Source organism: Streptomyces sp. NPDC045021 (genome assembly GCF_056432645.1).
In genome coordinates, this window is the sequence record NZ_JBWKIQ010000009.1 from 145712 (window position 1) to 165030 (window position 19319).

17 protein-coding genes are annotated in these 19319 nt (G+C 70.0%); 3 read left to right on the forward strand and 14 right to left on the reverse strand.

The genetic code is table 11. The features are described from left to right. Positions 1–34: 34 nt before the first annotated feature. The 10 genes from secG to AC07DC_RS26165 all read right to left on the reverse strand — a co-directional run bounded on the left by secG (position 35) and on the right by AC07DC_RS26165 (position 10427). Positions 35–271 (reverse strand): preprotein translocase subunit SecG, encoded by a 237-nt coding sequence (secG, locus tag AC07DC_RS26120; RefSeq protein WP_269272348.1) that lies wholly within the window; start codon positions 269–271, stop codon positions 35–37. 120 nt (positions 272–391) lie between these two features. Further along, a complete protein-coding gene (gene tpiA / locus AC07DC_RS26125; protein WP_478916921.1) occupies positions 392–1168 on the reverse strand; it encodes a triose-phosphate isomerase in 777 nt (258 codons plus the stop codon). 6 nt (positions 1169–1174) lie between these two features. Continuing rightward, entirely contained in the window at positions 1175–2389 is a 1215-nt protein-coding gene (locus tag AC07DC_RS26130) for a phosphoglycerate kinase (RefSeq protein WP_478916922.1), read from the reverse strand. Positions 2390–2490: 101 nt separating this feature from the next. Then, positions 2491–3495, reverse strand: a complete 1005-nt coding sequence (gene gap / locus AC07DC_RS26135) for a type I glyceraldehyde-3-phosphate dehydrogenase (protein WP_478916923.1) — start codon at positions 3493–3495, stop codon at positions 2491–2493. A 343-nt stretch (positions 3496–3838) separates the two neighbouring features. Further along, a complete protein-coding gene (whiA, locus tag AC07DC_RS26140; RefSeq protein ID WP_250975334.1) occupies positions 3839–4816 on the reverse strand; it encodes a DNA-binding protein WhiA in 978 nt (325 codons plus the stop codon). After that, entirely contained in the window at positions 4807–5814 is a 1008-nt protein-coding gene (locus tag AC07DC_RS26145; protein ID WP_478916925.1) for a gluconeogenesis factor YvcK family protein, read from the reverse strand. Before AC07DC_RS26145 ends, whiA begins: the two co-directional genes overlap by 10 nt. Next, positions 5811–6734: an RNase adapter RapZ gene (rapZ, locus tag AC07DC_RS26150; RefSeq protein ID WP_478916926.1), complete on the reverse strand. Its 924-nt coding sequence runs from the start codon at positions 6732–6734 to the stop codon at positions 5811–5813. Before rapZ ends, AC07DC_RS26145 begins: the two co-directional genes overlap by 4 nt. A 45-nt stretch (positions 6735–6779) precedes the next feature. Then, positions 6780–8789 (reverse strand): excinuclease ABC subunit UvrC, encoded by a 2010-nt coding sequence (uvrC, locus tag AC07DC_RS26155; protein ID WP_478916927.1) that lies wholly within the window; start codon positions 8787–8789, stop codon positions 6780–6782. Between the two features lie 74 nt (positions 8790–8863). Then, entirely contained in the window at positions 8864–9724 is an 861-nt protein-coding gene (locus AC07DC_RS26160; protein WP_478916928.1) for a hypothetical protein, read from the reverse strand. Between the two features lie 7 nt (positions 9725–9731). Further along, a complete protein-coding gene (locus AC07DC_RS26165) occupies positions 9732–10427 on the reverse strand; it encodes a papain-like cysteine protease family protein (protein ID WP_478916929.1) in 696 nt (231 codons plus the stop codon). A 236-nt stretch (positions 10428–10663) separates the two neighbouring features. Here AC07DC_RS26165 and AC07DC_RS26170 point away from each other — a divergent pair, with 236 nt between their 5' ends. Beyond that, on the forward strand, positions 10664–11575 hold the full coding sequence (locus tag AC07DC_RS26170; protein ID WP_478916930.1) for a hypothetical protein: 912 nt from the start codon (positions 10664–10666) through the stop codon (positions 11573–11575). Between the two features lie 90 nt (positions 11576–11665). Here the strand turns inward: AC07DC_RS26170 and AC07DC_RS26175 are convergent, their stop codons facing one another. Both AC07DC_RS26175 and uvrA read right to left on the reverse strand, forming a co-directional pair. Beyond that, a complete protein-coding gene (locus AC07DC_RS26175) occupies positions 11666–12085 on the reverse strand; it encodes a Rieske (2Fe-2S) protein (RefSeq protein ID WP_478916931.1) in 420 nt (139 codons plus the stop codon). Positions 12086–12197: 112 nt separating this feature from the next. Continuing rightward, positions 12198–15191 (reverse strand): excinuclease ABC subunit UvrA, encoded by a 2994-nt coding sequence (gene uvrA / locus AC07DC_RS26180; RefSeq protein WP_478916932.1) that lies wholly within the window; start codon positions 15189–15191, stop codon positions 12198–12200. Positions 15192–15400: 209 nt separating this feature from the next. Between uvrA and AC07DC_RS26185 the strand changes: the two genes are divergently transcribed. Together AC07DC_RS26185 and AC07DC_RS26190 are read left to right on the forward strand one after the other, a co-directional pair. After that, positions 15401–16132 (forward strand): maleylpyruvate isomerase family mycothiol-dependent enzyme, encoded by a 732-nt coding sequence (locus AC07DC_RS26185; protein ID WP_478916933.1) that lies wholly within the window; start codon positions 15401–15403, stop codon positions 16130–16132. 19 nt (positions 16133–16151) lie between these two features. Next, positions 16152–16808 carry an MBL fold metallo-hydrolase gene (locus tag AC07DC_RS26190; protein WP_478916934.1) on the forward strand — a complete coding sequence of 219 codons (657 nt, stop codon included), beginning with the start codon at positions 16152–16154 and terminating at the stop codon, positions 16806–16808. 383 nt (positions 16809–17191) lie between these two features. Here the strand turns inward: AC07DC_RS26190 and AC07DC_RS26195 are convergent, their stop codons facing one another. Together AC07DC_RS26195 and AC07DC_RS26200 are read right to left on the reverse strand one after the other, a co-directional pair. Beyond that, positions 17192–18178: a cytochrome c oxidase assembly protein gene (locus AC07DC_RS26195; RefSeq protein WP_478916935.1), complete on the reverse strand. Its 987-nt coding sequence runs from the start codon at positions 18176–18178 to the stop codon at positions 17192–17194. A gap of 124 nt (positions 18179–18302) precedes the next feature. Then, complete coding sequence (locus AC07DC_RS26200) at positions 18303–19292, reverse strand: TerC family protein (RefSeq protein WP_478916936.1); 990 nt, start codon at positions 19290–19292, stop codon at positions 18303–18305. Between the last annotated feature and the right edge of the window lie 27 nt (positions 19293–19319).

Below are 19319 nucleotides of genomic sequence, written 5' to 3' on the forward strand. Positions count from 1 at the left end.
TTCTCCCTGGACTCACGGGAGTACGCCGCGGGCGTTACTTCTGGAACTTGAGCACCAGACCAAGTACGACAATGCACGTAAACCACAACAGACCGATCACCACGGTGATCCGGTCGAGGTTGCGTTCGGCCACCGAGGAGCCGCCGACGGAGGACTGCATGCCACCACCGAACATGTCCGAGAGGCCGCCGCCCTTCCCCTTGTGCATCAGCACCAGCAGCAGGAGCAGCAGGCTGAAGATGATGAGGGCGATGGAGAACCCGAGAACCACGGCTGGACCAACTCTCTCGACTACAAACGGACGGCGCGGGGCCGGAACGGACGCCAATGCGCCGGTCCGGCCCCGACAGGGTACTTCGTGCGGGCCTGGTCGGCCCACCGCCTACTGTTCCTACTGGTCGCGGAAGCGGACGATCTTGACGAACTCCTCCGCATCGAGCGCCGCGCCGCCGATCAGGGCGCCGTCCACATCCGGCTGCGCCATGATCGCCGCGACGTTTCCGGACTTGACCGAGCCGCCGTACTGGATACGGACCTTTTCGGCCAGTTCCTGGCTGTAGAGCTCGGCCAGACGGCTGCGGATGGCACCGCAGACCTCCTGCGCGTCCTCGGGGGTGGCGACCTCGCCGGTGCCGATGGCCCACACCGGCTCGTAGGCGACGACGATCGTCTCGGCCTGCTCGGCCGGGATGTCCTGCAGCGCGCCGTCGAGCTGGGCGAGGGTGTGCGGGACCTGCTGACCGGCCTTTCGGACGTCCAGGCCCTCGCCGACGCACAGGATCGGGGTCAGCCCGTGCCGGTACGCGGCCTTGATCTTGGCGTTGACGAGTTCCTCGTCCTCACCGTGGTACTGGCGGCGCTCGCTGTGGCCGATGGCCACGAACGTGCACTTCAGCTTGGCCAGCATCGGGCCGGAGATCTCACCGGTGTACGCGCCCGAGTCGTGCGCGGAGAGGTCCTGGGCGCCGTACTTGATCTTCAGCTTGTCGCCGTCGACCAGGGTCTGCACCGACCGCAGGTCGATGTAGGGCGGCAGGACGGCGACCTCGACGGCGTCGTAGTCCTTGTCGGTGAGGGCGAAGGCGAGCTTCTGGACGTGCGCGATGGCCTCGAGGTGGTTGAGGTTCATCTTCCAGTTGCCGGCCATCAGCGGGGTACGGGTGCTCATGCTGGGTCAGTCCTCCAGTGCGGCGAGGCCGGGGAGCGTCTTGCCCTCGAGGTATTCGAGGCTGGCGCCGCCACCGGTCGAGATGTGGCCGAAAGCGTTCTCGTCGAAGCCGAGGATGCGCACGGCCGCGGCCGAGTCACCGCCGCCGACCACGGTGAACGCCGGGCTGTCGATCAGTGCCTGGGCGACCGCGCGGGTGCCCTGGGCGTAGTCGGGGTGCTCGAAGACACCCATCGGGCCGTTCCAGAACACGGTGGCCGCGTCGGCGAGCTTCGAGGCGAAGAGCTCACCGGACTTCGGACCGATGTCCAGGCCCATCACGTCGGCCGGGATGGCGTCGACGTCCACGGTCACCGGGTTGGTCGGCGCCTGCGCCTTGAGGTCGGGGAAGGCTCCGGCGGCGACGACGTCGACCGGCAGCACGAACTCCACGCCCTTGGCCTCGGCACGCTTGAGGTACTCCTGGACGACCGGGATCTGGTCCTCCTGGAGCATGCTCTTGCCGACCTCGTGGCCCTGGGCCTTGAGGAAGGTGAAGACCATGCCGCCGCCGATCAGGATCCGGTCGGCCTTCTCCAGCAGGTGGTCGATGACGCCGAGCTTGTCGGAGACCTTCGCCCCGCCGAGCACGACCGCGTACGGCCGCTTCACCTCGGAGGTGAGCTTCTTCAACACGTCGACCTCGGTGGCGATCAGGCCGCCCGCGGCGTGCGGGAGCCGCGCCGGGAGGTCGAACACGGAGGCGTGCTTGCGGTGCACGGCGCCGAAGCCGTCACCGACGTACAGGTCCGCGAGCGAGGCCAGGCGGTCGGCGAAGGCGCCGCGCTCGGCGTCGTCCTTCGCGGTCTCGCCCGCGTTGAACCGCAGGTTCTCCAGCAGCACCACGCCGCTGTCGGCCAGACCGGCGACGGCCGCCTGCGCGCTCTCCCCGACGGTGTCGGTCGCGAACACGACCTCCGTGCCGAGCAGTTCGCCGAGGCGTGCGGCGACCGGTGCGAGCGAGAACTGCGGGTCGGGCTCGCCCTTGGGGCGGCCCAGGTGGGAGGCGACGATCACCTTCGCGCCGGCGGCGACGAGCTTGGTGATGGTCGGGACGGCGGCACGGATCCGGCCGTCGTCGGTGATGGTGGCGCCCGAGAGCGGCACATTCAGGTCGGCGCGGACGAACACCCGCTTGCCCGCGACCTGTCCCTCGTTCAGGAGGTCGTCGATCGTCTTCATATCCGGTGGGCTCCTCGTGGTCGACAAGGGACAGGGCCCGGCCGACGCGTCATCGCGTCGGCCGAGCCCTGTCACTCACATCTGCGTGGCTAGGCCGTGACTCAGAGCTGGCCGCCGACGAAGGTGGTCAGGTCCACCAGGCGGTTGGAGTAGCCCCACTCGTTGTCGTACCAGCCGAAGATCTTGACCTGGTCGCCCTGGACCATGGTCATCTGCGAGTCGAACGTGCACGAGGCCGGCTCGTTGACGATGTCCGTGGAGACGATGAGGTCCTCGGTGTACTCGAGGATGCCCTTGAGCTGGCCCTCGGCCGCCTTCTGGAAGGCCGCGTTGACCTCTTCCTTGGTGACGTCACGCTCGACGGTCACCACGAGGTCGGTGATGGAGCCGGTCGGGACCGGGACGCGCAGCGAGGTGCCGTCCAGCTTGCCCTTGAGCTCGGGGATGACCAGCGCGGTGGCCTTGGCGGCACCCGTGGAGGTCGGGATGATGTTGATCGCGGCGGCCCGCGCACGGCGCAGGTCGCTGTGCGGGAAGTCCAGGATCTTCTGGTCGTTCGTGTAGGCGTGAATCGTCGTCATCAGGCCCTTGACGATGCCGAAGTTCTCCAGGAGGACCTTGGCCATCGGCGCCACACAGTTCGTGGTGCACGAGGCGTTGGAGATGATGTTGTGCTTCGCCGCGTCGTACTTCTCGTGGTTGACGCCCATGACCACGGTGATGTCCTCGTCCTTGGCCGGAGCCGAGATGAGGACCTTCTTCGCGCCGGCCGCGAGGTGCTTGGCGGCATCCTCGCGCTTGGTGAAGAAGCCCGTGGACTCGATGACGATGTCGGCGCCGAGCTCGGCCCACGGCAGGTTCGCCGGGTCCCGCTCCGCCATCGTCTTGAAGGTCTTGCCGCCGACCGTGATGGTGTCGTCGGTGTGCGTGACCTCTGCCTTGAGGCGGCCCAGGATGCTGTCGTACTTAAGAAGGTGCACCAGGGTCGCGTTGTCAGTCAGGTCGTTGACACCGACGATCTCGATGTCCGCGCCCTGCTCAAGAGCGGCACGGAAGAAGTTGCGACCAATACGACCGAAGCCGTTGATGCCTACCCGGATCGTCACGAACCGATCTCCTCGCTGATGTGCCGGAATCCACTCCGGCTGCGAAATATGGGATGTCCCCGACCACTCACGACCCTACCTCGCCCACGTGTTCCCAGTGACATCGACGGCGCCCGGACGGGCCCTGAGCGCCCGCTCAGCGCGCGTTTTCCCAGCTCACTCCATGTGTCACGGAGTGTCACCGAGGAGCTGCTGACCGGCCGCTCCGGATGCTGAGACGACCGGTCCCCGAATTCAACAAACCGTTCGACACCGCCACCGGGCCGCGCCCGTAGGGCGGTTGGGCTCCGCGGGACGATGGGCTCCGCGAGGCGGTCGGGCTCCGCGGAGAACGGCGGCGGGGTCAGCCGACCATTTCCTCGGTGAGGTTCGCTTCAGTGCCGGGCATGCCCATGTCGGAGGCGCGCTTGTCGGCCATGGCCAGCAGGCGGCGGATACGGCCGGCGACCGCGTCCTTGGTCAGCGGCGGCTCGGCGAGCGAGCCCAGCTCCTCCAGCGACGCCTGCTTGTGCTCGATCCGCAGCCGGCCGGCGGCCGCGAGGTGCTCGGGCACCTCCTCGCCGAGGATCTCCAGGGCGCGCTGCACCCGAGCGCCGGCCGCGACCGCGGCCCGCGCGGAACGGCGCAGGTTCGCATCGTCGAAGTTGGCCAGCCGGTTCGCGGTGGCCCGGACCTCGCGGCGCATCCGGCGCTCCTCCCAGGCCAGGACGGAGTCATGGGCGCCGAGCCGGGTCAGCAGCGCGCCGATCGCGTCGCCGTCCCGTACGACCACCCGGTCGACGTTGCGCACCTCGCGGGCCTTGGCCGGGATCTGCAGCCTGCGGGCCGCGCCGACCAGGGCCAGCGCCGCCTCGGGGCCGGGGCAGGTGACCTCCAGCGACGAGGAGCGGCCCGGCTCGGTGAGCGAGCCGTGGGCCAGGAAGGCCCCGCGCCAGGCCGCCTCGGCGTCGCAGGTGGCGCCGGAGACGACCTGCGGGGGTAGGCCCCGGATGGGGCGGCCGCGGCCGTCCACCAGACCGGTCTGCCGCGCCAGCTGGTCACCGCCGGCGACCACTCTGACCACGTACCGGCTGCCGCGGCGCAGCCCGCCCGGGGCCATCACCACCAGGTCCGAGGAGTGGCCGAAGATCTCCAGGATGTCCTTCCGCAGCCGCCGGGCCGCGATCCCGGTGTCCAGCTCCGCCTCGATCACGATGCGGCCGCTCACCAGGTGCAGACCGCCCGCGAACCGCAGGATCGACGAGACCTCCGCCTTCCGGCAGCAGGTCCGGGTGACGGGGAGCCGGGAAATCTCATCCTTCACCGCTGCCGTCATCGCCATGGGCCGATCCTTCCACGCATACGAAAAATCCGGTCATACGCGGTGGCCAACAGCTCCGGATCGTGCCGCGGCCCGTCAGGGGCCGCTATCCGCGCCAGCTCGACCGTGCCGCACAACCGTTCGGCAGCCTTGGCCAGGCTCTCCCGGTCGGGCACGGCGGCCTCGTCGGCCAACACCACGTCGATGGTGAGTTTAGGGGCGTGTCGGGCCAAAACCTCCAAGTGACGCTGCGGAGAAAAGCCGTCAGTTTCCCCCGGCTGGGGTGCGAGGTTCAGTGTGAGGACCTTGCGGGCACGCGTGTTCACCAATGCGTCGGCCAGTTCGGGGACCAGCAGATGCGGGATCACCGACGAGAACCAGGACCCCGGTCCGAGGACCACCCAGTCCGCGTCCAGGACCGCCTGGACGGCCTCCGGAACGGCCGGCGGATCGGCCGGCAGCAACCACACTTCCTGCACGTCACCGGGGGTGAGGGCGACCGTGGCCTGGCCCCGTACCGTGGTGGTCTCGTCGGGCTTCGCCGGGTCGTGCCCGCGGACGCTCGCATGGAGGTCCAGCGGCACCGCGGACATGGGCAGCACCCGGCCGTGCGCACCCAGTAGCCGGCCGACCCATTCGAGGGCCGCGACCTCGTCGTTGAGCTGCTCCCAGAGGGCGACAATCAGCAGATTGCCCACGGCGTGTCCGTGCAGGTCCCCCTTGCTGACGAAGCGGTGCTGGATCACTTTGGCCCAGGTACGCCCCCACTCGTCGTCCCCGCACAGCGCGGCCAGCGCCTTGCGCAGGTCGCCGGGGGGCAGGACGCCCATCTCCTCGCGCAGCCGGCCGCTGGAGCCGCCGTCGTCGGCGACGGTGACGACGGCGGTCAGGTCGCCGGTGATCCGGCGCAGGGCGCTCAGCGAGGCGGACAGGCCGTGGCCACCGCCCAGGGCGACCACTTTCGGCGGTACTCCGGAGCGACGGCTCGTGCGACGCAGGCGCCGTGCCGTCCGGATCACTCGCGCCCCATGTCCCGGTGGACGATGACGGTCTCCACGCCGTCCGAGGAGAGCCGTGCGGCCAGCCGCTCGGACATGGCGACACTGCGGTGCTTGCCGCCGGTGCAGCCGACGGCGATGGTCACGTAGCGCTTGCCCTCCCGGCGGTAGCCGGCGGCGATGATGTGCAGCAGCTCGGCGTACCGGTCCAGGAACTCCTTGGCGCCCGGCTGGTTGAAGACGTACTGGGCGACCTCGTCGTTCAGACCGGTGTACGGGCGCAGCTCCGGCACCCAGTGCGGGTTCGGGATGAAGCGGCAGTCGACCACCAGGTCCGCGTCGACGGGCAGCCCGTACTTGAAGCCGAACGACATGACCGTCGCCCGCAGCTCGGGCTCCTCGTCGCCGGCGAACTGGGCGTCCATCTTGGATCGCAGCTCGTGCACGTTCAGGCTGGAGGTGTCGATCACCAGGTCGGCCTCGCCGCGCAGCTCGCGCAGCAGGTCGCGCTCCTTGGCGATGCCGTCCACGATCCGGCCGTCGCCCTGCAGCGGGTGCGGGCGGCGGACGGACTCGAAGCGGCGCACCAGGAGGTCGTCGGAGGCCTCCAGGAACACCACGCGGCGCTTGACGCCCTTGGCGTCGAGGTCCGCCAGGGACTCTCTGAGGTTGTCGAAGAAGCGGCGGCCCCGGACGTCCACGACGACCGCGATCCGCGCCACATTGCCCTGCGAGCGCGCGCCGAGGTCCACCATGGTGGGGATCAGGGCGGGCGGCAGGTTGTCCACGACGAACCAGCCGAGGTCCTCGAGACACTTGGCCGCGGTGCTGCGGCCGGCTCCGGACATGCCGGAGATGATCACCAGCTCGGGGATGGCCTCGGCGGCCTCACCCGCTCCACCGGTCGTCACTTGTGCTCCGTCTCCGTCGTTCTCTGTCATCGCTGTCTCCCCCGTTCCACTGAGGCGGCCCCCGGGTGCGGCCGTCTACTCATCCTCAATGATCTCTCCAGTGGCGGTGTTCACCGCGGGAGCGGCGGGCGCGGCTCCGGCCAGGGCCGCGGCGACGGTCTCGGCGGTGCGGCGGCCGATGCCCGGAACCTCGCAGATCTGCTCCACCGTGGCGGCCCGCAGCCGCTTGAGCGAGCCGAAATGCTTGAGCAGCGCCTGGCGGCGTGTCTCGCCCAGGCCAGGCACCGCGTCCAGGGCGCCCGCCTTCATCGATTTCGATCGTTTGGTGCGCTGGTACGAGATCGCGAAGCGGTGTGCCTCGTCCCGGATCCGCTGCAACAGGTACAGGCCCTCGCTCGTGCGGGGCAGGATCACCGGATCGTCGTCGTCCGGCAGCCAGACCTCCTCCAGGCGCTTGGCGAGGCCGCAGACGGCCACGTCCTCGATGCCGAGCTCCGCCAGCGCCCGCTGGGCGGCCGCGACCTGCGGCTGCCCGCCGTCGACGACGACGAGCTGCGGCGGGTACGCGAACTTGCGCGGCCGCCCGGTCTCGGGGTCGATGGGCCCGCCCACCGCCTCGCTGACCTCGCCGCCCTCCGCGCCGACCTCACCGCCGGCCGCCCCGACGTCCCACTCGCCCGTCTTCTGCTTCTCCTGCAGATAGCGGCGGAAGCGCCGGGAGATCACCTCGTGCATGGACCGGACGTCGTCCTGGCCCTCGAAGGACCTGATCTGGAAGCGGCGGTACTCGCTCTTGCGGGCCAGGCCGTCCTCGAAGACCACCATCGAGGCGACCACGTCGTCACCCTGGAGGTGCGAGATGTCGAAGCACTCGATCCGCAGCGGGGCGGTGTCCAGCTCCAGCGCCGCGGAGATCTCCTCCAGGGCCCGGGAGCGGGTGGTGAGGTCCGAGGCGCGCTTGGTCTTGTGCAGCGCGAGCGCCTGCTGCGCGTTGCGCTGCACGGTGATCATCAGGTCCTTCTTGTCGCCGCGCTGCGGGACCCGCAGGCTGACCTGCGAACCGCGCCGCTCGCCGAGCCACAGGGTGAGCGCGTCGGCGGTCTGCGGCATCGCCGGGACCAGCACCTCCTTGGGGACGCCCTCGCCCTTCTCGTCGCCGTAGAGCTGCTGCAAAGCGTGCTCGACGAGCCCGGCGGTGTCGACCGCCTCGACCTTGTCGGTGACCCAGCCGCGCTGACCCCGCACCCGGCCGGCGCGGACGTGGAAGATCTGGACGGCCGCCTCCAGCTCGTCCTCGGCGACCGCGATCAGGTCGGCGTCGGTGGCGTCGTTGAAGACCACCGCGTTCTTCTCCAGGGCGCGCTTGAGCGCTTCTATGTCGTCGCGCAGCCGGGCGGCCTTCTCGTACTCCATCTCGGAGGCCGCGTCGCGCATCTGCTGCTCCAGGCGGCGCAGGTACGTGCCGGTGCGGCCGGCCATGAAGTCGCAGAACTCCTCCGCGAGTTCGCGGTGCTCCTGCGGGGTGACGCGGCCGACGCAGGGGGCGGCGCACTTGCCGATGTAGCCGAGCAGGCAGGGCCGGCCGATCTGCGCGGACCGCTTGAACACCCCTGCGGAGCAGGTCCGCACGGGGAAGACCCGCAGCATCAGGTCGACGGTCTCGCGGATCGCCCAGGCGTGGGCGTACGGCCCGAAGTACCGCACGCCCTTCTTCTTGGGCCCGCGCATCACCTGGACCCGCGGGAACTCCTCACCCATGGTGACGGCCAGCGACGGATAGCTCTTGTCGTCCCGGTACTTGACGTTGAACCGGGGGTCGAACTCCTTGATCCAGGAGTACTCCAGCTGCAGCGCCTCGACCTCGGTGCCGACCACGGTCCACTCGACGGACGCGGCGGTCGTCACCATGGTGCGGGTGCGCTGGTGCAGATTGGCGATGTCCTGAAAGTACGAGGACAGCCGCTGGCGCAGGCTCTTCGCCTTGCCGACGTAGATCACCCGGCCGTGCTCGTCCCGGAATTTGTAGACCCCCGGCGAGTCGGGGATCTGACCCGGCTTCGGTCTGTAACTGGAGGGGTCTGCCATGCCACCACCCTACTGGCGGGCGGTGACATTCCCGGTCCCGGCACGGGTCACGCGCGGGGACCGGGAATGACGGTTCAGCTACGCCGCGTGGTGCGGTGGCGCATGCCGAAGGCCAGCGCGGTGATCAGCGCGAGACCGGCGCCGACCGCACCGAGCGGAGCACCCTTGCCGAGCTCTCCGCCCGCGGTGGTCTCCCGGGCCTCCCGGGGCGCCGACACGGCCGGAGCGACGGCCGCCGGGACGGCTCCGGGGGCCGCTGCGGCCCCGGCCCGGGTGTCGTAACCGCCGCCGAGGCCCGCCTTGTCGTAGGCCGAGCCGGGCAGCTTGTCGCCGTACCTGCGGTGGACCAGCTGCTGGTAGCCGGCCAGCGTGGTGCCACCGGCGCCCACGGCCTTGACCGCGTCCGGATCGAGCGGCAGGACCCTGCCTCCGCGCACCACGTACCAGGCGTCGATCTGCGGCTCGCGGAAGACCGTGGAGCCGGGCTGCGCGCCGCCCTTGGCGACGAAGTCGGTCTCGTCGCTGCCGGTGGCGATGTTCACCACCCGCCAGGCCGCGCCGCTGCGCACCGTCCACACGGAGGCGGTGCGCCCGTCGGCGGAGACCGCCTTGGTGGCGGCGAAGTCCGGCAGCGCGACGGCCGCGCCCCGGTCACCCGCGACGAAGCCGGGGTTGAGGGTGTTGACGGTGACGGTCGCCCCTTCGAGGTGCGGTGCGGCGGCCTTCAGGGTGGTGGCGCCGTCGCGGGCGAAGAAGCGGGAGAGCGTGTCGAGGGTGGCCGGCGCGGCCGCGGCCTCGCGGGCGGCGGCGGGGGCGACGGACGGGGTGGGGGCGTCGTCGGCGTGCGCCACGGGGACGACGGCCAGGGTGAGCGCGCCGGATGCCAGGACGGCGGCGGCGCCTGCCGCGATCTTGTGTGTCGAGCTGGTCTTCATCGGCGCCTCACGCTCCGATCCGGTAGAGCGAATGGGTCCAGGAGAACGAGCTGTTGTTGACGTAGTACGAGTAGTCCGCCCAGTTGTAGCGGTAGTTGGACGGCCACGGGTCGCCCCAGTAGACGAAGTTGGTGGCGGTGTCGTAGCCGTAGAGCACATGCATGTGACCGCCGCCGGAGCTCCACGCGATCCGGGTCTCCACCGGCCGGTCGGCGCTGATCTCGCTCTGCACGGTGGTGTAGCGGAGATAGCCGGTGACGTAACTGCCGGGGTTGATGCCGGCCCAGTCCAGCGCGTTCTGCACGTTGTCCAGGGAGGCCTGCCAGTTGCCGCAGGTCGAGCCCTGGGCCCGGTTGAAGGCGGCGTTGCAGAACTGGTTCTGCGAGTAGTTGCGGCCGAACCAGGTGGCGATGGTGTTGCCGCTCGCGGCCCAGCACCAGTTGGTGTTCTGTTGCGCCTGCATCGTGATGTTCAGCTGCTTCGCACCGGCCAGGGTGCTGGTCGCGGCGCCGGGCGCCGTACCGGATGTCGTGCCGGGTGCTGTGCCGGGTGCGGCGGCCGTCACGGCACTGGACGCGGGGCTGGTGGTGGCGCCGGCCGTGGGGGTGCCGGTGATGCCGAGGCCGAACGTCGCGGCGAGTGCGAGAACGACCGCCGCGAGGCGTCCGCGGCCGCGGAACCGCATGCGGAAGGGTTGGAGCATGGCGTTCCTCCCTGTCGGGAAGTGGGGGGTGGAGGAGCGCGTCCGGACGCTGGATCAGAGCATCGGGTGTTGTCGGGGACCGGTCAACGGGCTTGAATGTGGGGGCGAGCCAGGTGTGAACGCCCGCGGTACGGGTGTGAACGCAGGGCGCGGATCAGCAGGTCAGCAGCGTGCCGCGAGACGTACCGGCCACCATGTGGGTGAACGTTCACAGACCGCGCGGCCGGAGGAGCGCGATGTCCCAGAGAACCGCATTGTCCGAGGCGTTGCGCACCGGGCCCTTCCACCACGCCCTGCGGACGGCCGTCGCCGCCCGCGGTCTGGCCCTGGAACGCGTGCGGCACCGTCTCGCGCAGCGCGGCGTGCGGGTGTCCGTGACCAGCCTCAGCTACTGGCAGAGCGGCATCCGCAGGCCGGAGCGGGCCGAATCGCTGCGCGCCGTCCGGGCGTTGGAGGACGTCCTGGAGTTGCCCGCGCACTCGCTGAGCCGGCTGCTCGTGCCCCGCACGACACCGGACCGCCCGCCGGCCCGCTCGTACCAGTACCTGATGGAACCGGCCGCGGCCCTGGAGAGCCTGCTCGCGGAGCTCGGCTCACCGGCGGACGGCGGGCTCCACACCGTCGTGCACTTCGAGCGGGTGCGGATCGGCGAGGGGCGGGAGTTGGTCGCGCACGACTCGCAGCACGTGGTGCGCGCACACCGCGACGGCGTGGACCGCTATGTGGCCATCCACCACGGCGACCCCGGCTGCGATGTCGAGCGGGTGCGGGTGCGGGCGGCCGACAACTGCCGCGTCGGACGCGTCAGGCGGCACCAGGAGTCCGGAGTGGTCGTCGCCGAGCTGCTCTTCGACGGCCGGCTGCGCGCCGGCGACACCGCCCTGCTCGGCTACGGCTTCGACGACGGCAGCGGGCCGCCGGGCGGCGAGTACGTCCGCGGCTTCCCCTTCGGCGGCGGCCAGTACGTCCTGCAGGCCGGCTTCGCGCCCGGCGCCCTGCCGGTGCGCTGCCGCCGCTTCGAGCAACCGACACAGGGCGCCCCTCAGCAGGCGGTCGCCGAGCTGCTCCTCAACGGCCGCGGCACCGTCCACTTCGTCGAGGAGACGGTACGGCCGGGCCTCCTGGGGATCGCCTGGGACTGGTCCTGAAGGGTCGGGACGCGTCCTGAAGGGGTCGGGACGGCTCCTGAACGATCGGGACGGTGAACAGTTGGGACGGGTCCTGAACGGGGCCGGGTGTCAGGCCTTGGCGCCGGTGATCAGCTTGCCGCCCTCGACGCGCACCTCGACCGGGGGCAGCGGCGCGGTCGCCGGGCCCTGTACGACGGCGCCGGTCGTCGCGTTGAAGCGGCTGCCGTGGCAGGGGCAGGAGACGACGCCGTCCTCGATCTTGTCCACCACGCAGCCGGCGTGCGTGCAGACCGCGCTGACCGCCTTGTAGGCGCCCTGGGTGGGCTGCGAGACCACGACCTTGTCATTGCGGAACAGCTTGGCGCCCCCGACGGCGACTTCGGTGGCCGGGCCGAGGTCGACGGGACCGGTGGCCGCGGCGTTGTCCTTGCCGGATCCGCCGCAGGCCGTGAGGCCCAGGCCGGCGACTCCGGCGAGAGCCGCGCCCCGCAAAACGGTACGGCGGCAGGCGGCGTGCGGTTCGGTCATGGTGGTGCTCCAGGCTCAGGACGCGGAAAGGGACGTAGGGACTGATCTTGAGACCAGTACCCTACGTCCCCAACCTGAGCCTGTCGGTGTCAGGCACCTCTGCCTACCGGTGTCAGGCCTTGCTCGCGGCCTTCTTGCGCGCCGCCGCCTTCTTGGCGGGTGCGGCGACGGTCTCCGCGGCCGTGGCCTTCTTCGCGACGGCCTTCTTGGCCGGGGCCTTCTTCGCCGCCGGCTTCTTCCTCGGCGGCACCGTGGCATCGCTCACCCGGTCGCCGAGGATGTCGCGCAGGAACTTGCCGGTGTGGCTCGCCGTCGACCCCGCGATGTCCTCGGGGGTGCCCTCGGCCACCACCAGACCGCCGCCGTTACCGCCCTCGGGGCCCATGTCGATGACCCAGTCGGCGGTCTTGATGACATCGAGGTTGTGCTCGATGACGATCACCGTGTTGCCCTTGTCGACCAGGCCCGACAGCACCTTGATGAGCTTGCTGATGTCCTCGAAGTGCAGACCGGTGGTCGGCTCGTCCAGGACGTAGACCGTCCGGCCGGTGGAGCGCTTCTGCAGCTCACTGGCGAGCTTGACGCGCTGTGCCTCGCCGCCGGAGAGGGTCGGCGCCGACTGCCCGAGCCGGACGTACCCCAGCCCCACCTCGTTCAGGGTGCGCAGATGGCGGGAGATCGTCGGGACGGCCTCGAAGAAGTCCAGCGCCTCCTCGATCGGCATGTCGAGCACCTCGGAGATGGACTTGCCCTTGAAGTGCACCTCCAGCGTCTCGCGGTTGTAGCGGGCGCCGTGGCAGACCTCGCACGGGACGTAGACGTCCGGCAGGAAGTTCATCTCGATCTTGATCGTGCCGTCGCCCGAGCAGTTCTCGCAGCGGCCGCCCTTGACGTTGAAGGAGAAGCGGCCCGGCAGATAGCCGCGCACCTTCGCCTCCATCGTCTCGGCGAAGAGCCTGCGGACGTGGTCGAAGACACCGGTGTACGTGGCCGGGTTGGAGCGCGGGGTGCGGCCGATCGGCGACTGGTCCACGTGCACGACCTTGTCCACCAGGTCGTCGCCCTCCACCCGGGTGTGCCGGCCCGGGACGCTGCGCGCCCCGTTCAGCTCGCGCGCCAGGTGGGTGTAGAGGATGTCGTTGACCAGCGTCGACTTGCCGGATCCCGAGACGCCGGTGATGGCGGTGAGCACCCCGAGCGGGAAGGACACGTCGATGTCCTGCAGGTTGTGCTCGCGGGCGCCGTGCACGGTGAGCTGCCGGTCGCGGTCCACCGGCCGGCGGATGTCCGGCATCGGGATCGAGCGCTTGCCGGACAGGTACTGGCCGGTCAGCGATTCCTCGTTGGCCAGCAGCTCCTTGAGCGAACCCGAGTGCACGACCTTGCCGCCGTGTTCACCGGCGCCCGGGCCGATGTCGACGATCCAGTCGGCGATCTTGATGGTGTCCTCGTCGTGCTCCACCACGATCAGGGTGTTGCCGAGGTCCCGCAGCCGCACCAGGGTCTCGATGAGCCGGTGGTTGTCCCGCTGGTGCAGACCGATCGACGGCTCGTCCAGCACATAGAGCACGCCGACCAGGCCGGAGCCGATCTGGGTGGCGAGCCGGATGCGCTGGGCCTCGCCGCCGGAGAGGCTGCCCGAGGCGCGGTTGAGCGAGAGGTAGTCCAGGCCGACGTCGACCAGGAACTTCAGCCGCTCGTTGACCTCCTTCAGGACCCGCTCGGCGATCTTCTTGTCGCGGGCGTCCAGCTTCATCGCGGACAGGAAGTCGGCGCAGTCGCTGATCGACATCGCCGAGACATCGGCGATGGAGCGGCCCTGGACGGTGACCGCGAGCACGATCGGCTTGAGGCGGGTGCCCTCGCAGGTCGGGCAGGGCACCTCGCGCATGAAGCCCTCGAAGCGCTCGCGGCTGGAGTCCGTCTCGGACTCCTGGTGCCGCCGCTTGACGAACGGGATCGCGCCTTCGAAGTTGGTCGTGTAGGCGCGCTCGCGGCCGTACCGGTTCTTGTAGGCCACCTTGATCTGCGTCTTGTGGCCGTGCAGCAGCGCCTTCTTGGCGCGCACCGGCAGTCCCGCCCAGGGGATGTCCGTACGGAAGCCGAGCTCCTCGCCGAGTGCCTCGACGAGCCGCTGGAAGTACCCCTTGGACATGCCGCCGGACCACGGCGCGACCGCGCCGTCCTCCAGCGACTTCTCCTCGTCCGGGACGATCAGCTCCGGGTCGACCTCCATGCGGGTGCCGATGCCGCTGCACTGCGGGCAGGCGCCGAAGGGCGAGTTGAAGGAGAAGGAGCGCGGCTCCAGCTCCTCGAAGGAGAGGTCGTCGTAGGGGCAGTACAGGTGCTCGGAGAACATCCGCTCGCGCTGCGGGTCGTCCTCGGGCAGGTCGATGAAGTCCAGGATGACCATGCCGCCGGCCAGCCCGAGGGCGGTCTCGACGGAGTCCGTCAGCCGCCGCTTGGCGCTCTCCTTGACCGTGAGGCGGTCGATGACCACCTCGATGGTGTGCTTCTCCTGCTTCTTGAGCACCGGCGGCTCGGTCAGCTGGACGGTGACGCCGTCCACCCGGGCCCGGCTGTACCCCTTGGTCTGCAGGTCGGCGAAGAGATCGACGAACTCGCCCTTGCGCTCGCGCACCAGCGGGGAGAGCACCTGGAAGCGGCTGCCCTCCTCCAGCTCCAGCACCCGGTCCACGATGGCCTGCGGCGACTGGCGGGAGATCGGCCGGCGGCACTCGGGACAGTGCGGCTTGCCGATCCGGGCGAAGAGCAGCCGGAGGTAGTCGTAGACCTCGGTGATGGTGCCGACGGTGGAGCGCGGGTTGCGCGAGGTGGACTTCTGGTCGATCGAGACGGCCGGTGAGAGGCCCTCGATGAAGTCGACGTCGGGCTTGTCCATCTGGCCCAGGAACTGCCGGGCGTAGGAGGAGAGCGACTCGACGTACCGGCGCTGCCCCTCGGCGAAGATCGTGTCGAACGCGAGGGAGGACTTGCCCGACCCGGAGAGCCCGGTGAACACGATGAGCGCGTCCCGGGGGAGGTCGAGCGAGACATTCTTGAGGTTGTGCTCGCGAGCGCCACGGACTGTGAGTCGATCGGCCACGCCAGTGCGCACCTTTCATAGAAAAAGAGAGGGTCGGCACCCCCAGTCAGCCTAAACGGGGTGCCGTCAACATTTCTTCCTGTTGTGACAGACCAAGCCTATAGCACGCACATTCGATTTACGGGGGGAGCCTGCCATGTTCACCCGACCGAGTGACCGCGCTAGCGTCGTCGGTGCACTGTCGATCAGGCTGACGATCAGGAGGCCCCGTGTCCGTCCAACGACCCGACCCCGCCCGCGATGCGGCTGCCGTACAGGTAGCCACCGAACGGATGATCGAGGCGGTCGCGGCGCTCCCCGCCACCGCCGTCGCCGAGCCCTCGCTGCTGCCCGGCTGGACCCGCGGCCACGTCCTGGCGCACCTCGCCCGCAACGCCGACTCGCTGGTCAACCTCCTCACCTGGGCGCGCACCGGCGAGGAGACCCCGCAGTACATCAGCACCGAGGTCCGCGACAAGGACATCGCCGACGGCGCGGGCCGCCCGCTCGCCGAGCACCTCGACGATCTGCGGAGCTCGGCGGACCGCTTCGCGCTGGCCGTGGCGGAGATTCCCCCGCAGGCCTGGGCCGCCCAGGTCCGGATGCGGTCCGGCAAGGTGATCGCCGCGGCCGAGATCCCGTGGCGGCGGCTCGTCGAGATCAACTTCCACCATGTGGATCTCGGGATCGGTTGCGGTTTCGACGATCTTCCGGCGGACTTCACCCGGCGGCAGCTCGACGCGCTGCTCGACAGCCTCTCCGGCCACGAGGGCGTCGCCGCCGTCCGGCTGCACGACACCGGCAGCGGATCCTCCTGGGACCTCGGCGCCGCCACCGAGCCGGAACTGACCGTCAGCGGCACCGGCAACGCCCTGCTGGCCTGGGTCAGCGGCCGCGCCAAGGGCGAGGGCCTGGCCACCGACCCGGACCACCCCCTGCCGGTCCTCCCGCCGCTCATCTGACGGCACTAACCTGGGCGGCATGCCCTATAACGGAGAAGTGAAGGTCGGCGGCGCGCCGGATGTGCATGAGCTCACCGACCTCATCATCACCAAGGTCGCGGTCGGCCCGATGAACAACAACGCGTATCTGCTGCGCTGCCGCGACTCCGGCGAGCAACTGCTGATCGACGCGGCCGCCGAGCCGCGGACGCTGCTGGGTCTGATCGGTGACGACGGAATCACCTCCGTCGTCACCACCCACCGGCACGCCGACCACTGGGGCGCGCTCAGCGAGGTCAAGGCCGCCACCGGCGCGCGCACCTGCGCCGGGCGCTATGACGCCGAAGGCATCCCGGTTCCCACCGAGGTCCTGGTCGAGGACGGCGACACCGTCCGGGTCGGCCGGATCGAGCTGACCGCCCGCCACCTGGTCGGCCACACGCCCGGCAGCATCGCCCTCGTCTACGACGACCCGCACGGCCACCCGCACCTGTGGACCGGCGACTGCCTCTTCCCCGGCGGCGTCGGCAACACCCACAGCGACCCGGAGGCCTTCACCCGGCTGCTGGACGACGTCACCGCCAAGCTCTTCGACACGCTTCCCGACGAGACCTGGGTCTACCCGGGCCACGGCGCCGACACATCCCTCGGCGCCGAGCGCCCGCACCTCGCCGAATGGCGCGAGCGCGGCTGGTGATCCGCCCGCGGCCTATCAGGGTGTGGGCCGCGGGTCACCCAGCTGGGTCAGCCCGTCCGCCGACGGCGCGGAGACTCTGCCGAGCGCGTCCAGGAAATATCTCTTCGAGCGATTCCTGCCCAGCCATTCGGCGGGTGACCGGCAGCAGTGAGCTGATCACCCAACAGCCGACCTCGTGGATGACCTCGTCCCATTCGCTCCCCCACAACGTGGTCGAACGGGACCCGCCGAACACGTACGCGGTGACGGTCACCGTCACACCGAGGCGGTCCTGCTCCCGCTCCCGGATCCGGAGCACGCCGCCGACCCGGTAGGCGAGCTTCGGCCGCAGTCGACTGAGCAGGCGCGGTATGGCGGCGCCCAGCGCCTCCCGCCGGCGGGAGCTAGGAGCGACGGCGCATTCTCTGGCCCACCTCGCCGGAATCGGTCTCCCACCAGGGGCGGGTCATCTCCGGTACGGCGGGGGCCGAGTGGCGGGCGGACGGGGGCGTCTCTGTGGTCGCGGGGAGGAGTTCGCGGTCCAGGCGTGCGTCCAGGGCCACGGTCTTCGCGCGGTCCGTCCGCCACCACTGGGCGAAGACCGCGATCAGGAACGGCAGGCCTACGAGCTCGGCGAGGGTGAGCATCAGCCCGCCGCCGATCAGCTGGTCCTGCTTCGGGCTCGGGCCCCAGGTGCGGGGCTGCGCCGCGTACCAGTGGCCCGCCACCAGCGTCCCGCTCGTCATGACGACGATACCGGGGAGCGAGTCGAAGAGCCCGTCGAGGAAAACCAGGGCGGCGCGCACCGGGTGGGTGCACCAGCGGGGCAGCAGTTCCTGGTGGGTGAGCATCGGCAGCACGAACAGGCAGCCGGTCAGCAACAGCTGAAGATGCATCAGCTGGCGGACGGCGTCATGGCGCAGCGCCGTCTCGAAGTAGGGCGTGAAGTAGATCGTCAACTCGGAGCCGAGTACCGCCGCCGAGCTGACCAGCGGATAGGTCAGCAGTCGCACCACCCGGCCGGTGAGTACGCCGTGCAGTGGGCCGTCCGGTGTGACGAGGGCCAGCGGGTCGCCGAGCGCCAGGCCCAGCGGGGCGATCAGGTCGAGCACGATGTTCTGCACGGCGGCGGGCCAGAAGAGCACCCGCCCGTACACCGCGAGGCCGGACATGGTGGCGACCACGATCGCGCCCAGGCCGAGCACCACGAACGCCGCGGTCCGTGCGACCGGCCAGCGGCCGCCGCCGCGGCGCAGCACGCCCGCGGCGTAGAGCCCGCCCAGCAGGAGCACGCCGGCGAGCGCCACGCCGTCCAGTTGCCAGGCGCCCAGGAAGGTGGACACCGTCAGTTCCGGCAGAGCCGCCGCCGTGGTGCTGAACGCAGCAGCCATTTCGTCCTCGCATCCGTCCGGTCCCGGCGGCCAATACCGGGGCCCGGAAAGACCCTAGACCTGCCGTACAGGACGGATGTGGGCAGGGCCCGGCGTGTCCCCGCCGGACCCTGCCCGCCGCGCGTTACGCGTCGATGCTGTCCTTCTCGGCCGCTTCGGCCGCTTCGGCCGCCACCTGCTTCTTGGAGGCGATCAGGCTGGTGACGGTGGTGACCGCGAGGACGACCACGATGACGCCGAGCGAGACCGGGATGGAGATCTCCGGGACGTTCACCCCGGACTCGTGCATCGCGTGCAGGACCAGCTTCACGCCGATGAAGCCGAGGATGACCGACAGCCCGTAGGAGAGGTGGACCAGCTTCTTGAGCAGTCCGCCGATCAGGAAGTACAGCTGTCGCAGGCCCATCAGCGCGAAGGCGTTGGCCGTGAAGACGATGTACGGGTCCTGGGTGAGGCCGAAGATCGCGGGGATGGAGTCGAGCGCGAACAGGACGTCGGTGGTCCCGATCGCCAGCATGACGACGAGCATCGGCGTCATCAGGCGCTTGCCGTTCTCGACGATGAACAGCTTGGTGCCGTGGTACTTGTCGGTGGACGGCACGCGCCTCTCGACGAGCTTGAGGAGCTTGTTCTCCTCGAACTCCTCGTCCTCCGGGTCGGCAAGCGCCTCCTTGATCAGCTTCCAGGCGGTCCAGATCAGGAACGCGCCGAAGATGTAGAAGACCCAGGAGAAGTTGGCGATGATCGCGGCGCCGCCGGCGATGAAGACCGCCCGCAGCACCAGGGCGATGAGGACGCCGACGAGCAGCACCCGCTGCTGGTACTTCGAGGGCACCGCGAACTTCGACATGATCAGGACGAAGACGAAGAGGTTGTCGACGCTCAGCGACTTCTCGGTGATGAACCCCGCGAAGAACTCACCGGCGGGCTGACCGCCCGCGAAGAGCGCCAGGCCGAGCCCGAAGAGGGCGGCGAGAGCGATCCAGACGACCGTCCAGATTCCCGCTTCCTTGATGCTGACGTCGTGCGGCTTGCGTCCGATGAGGAAGTCGACGGCGATCAAGGCACACAGACCCGCGATGGTCAGTGCCCACATGGTCAAGGAAACATCCACTGCGCCTCCGGTAGTTCACTACGAACA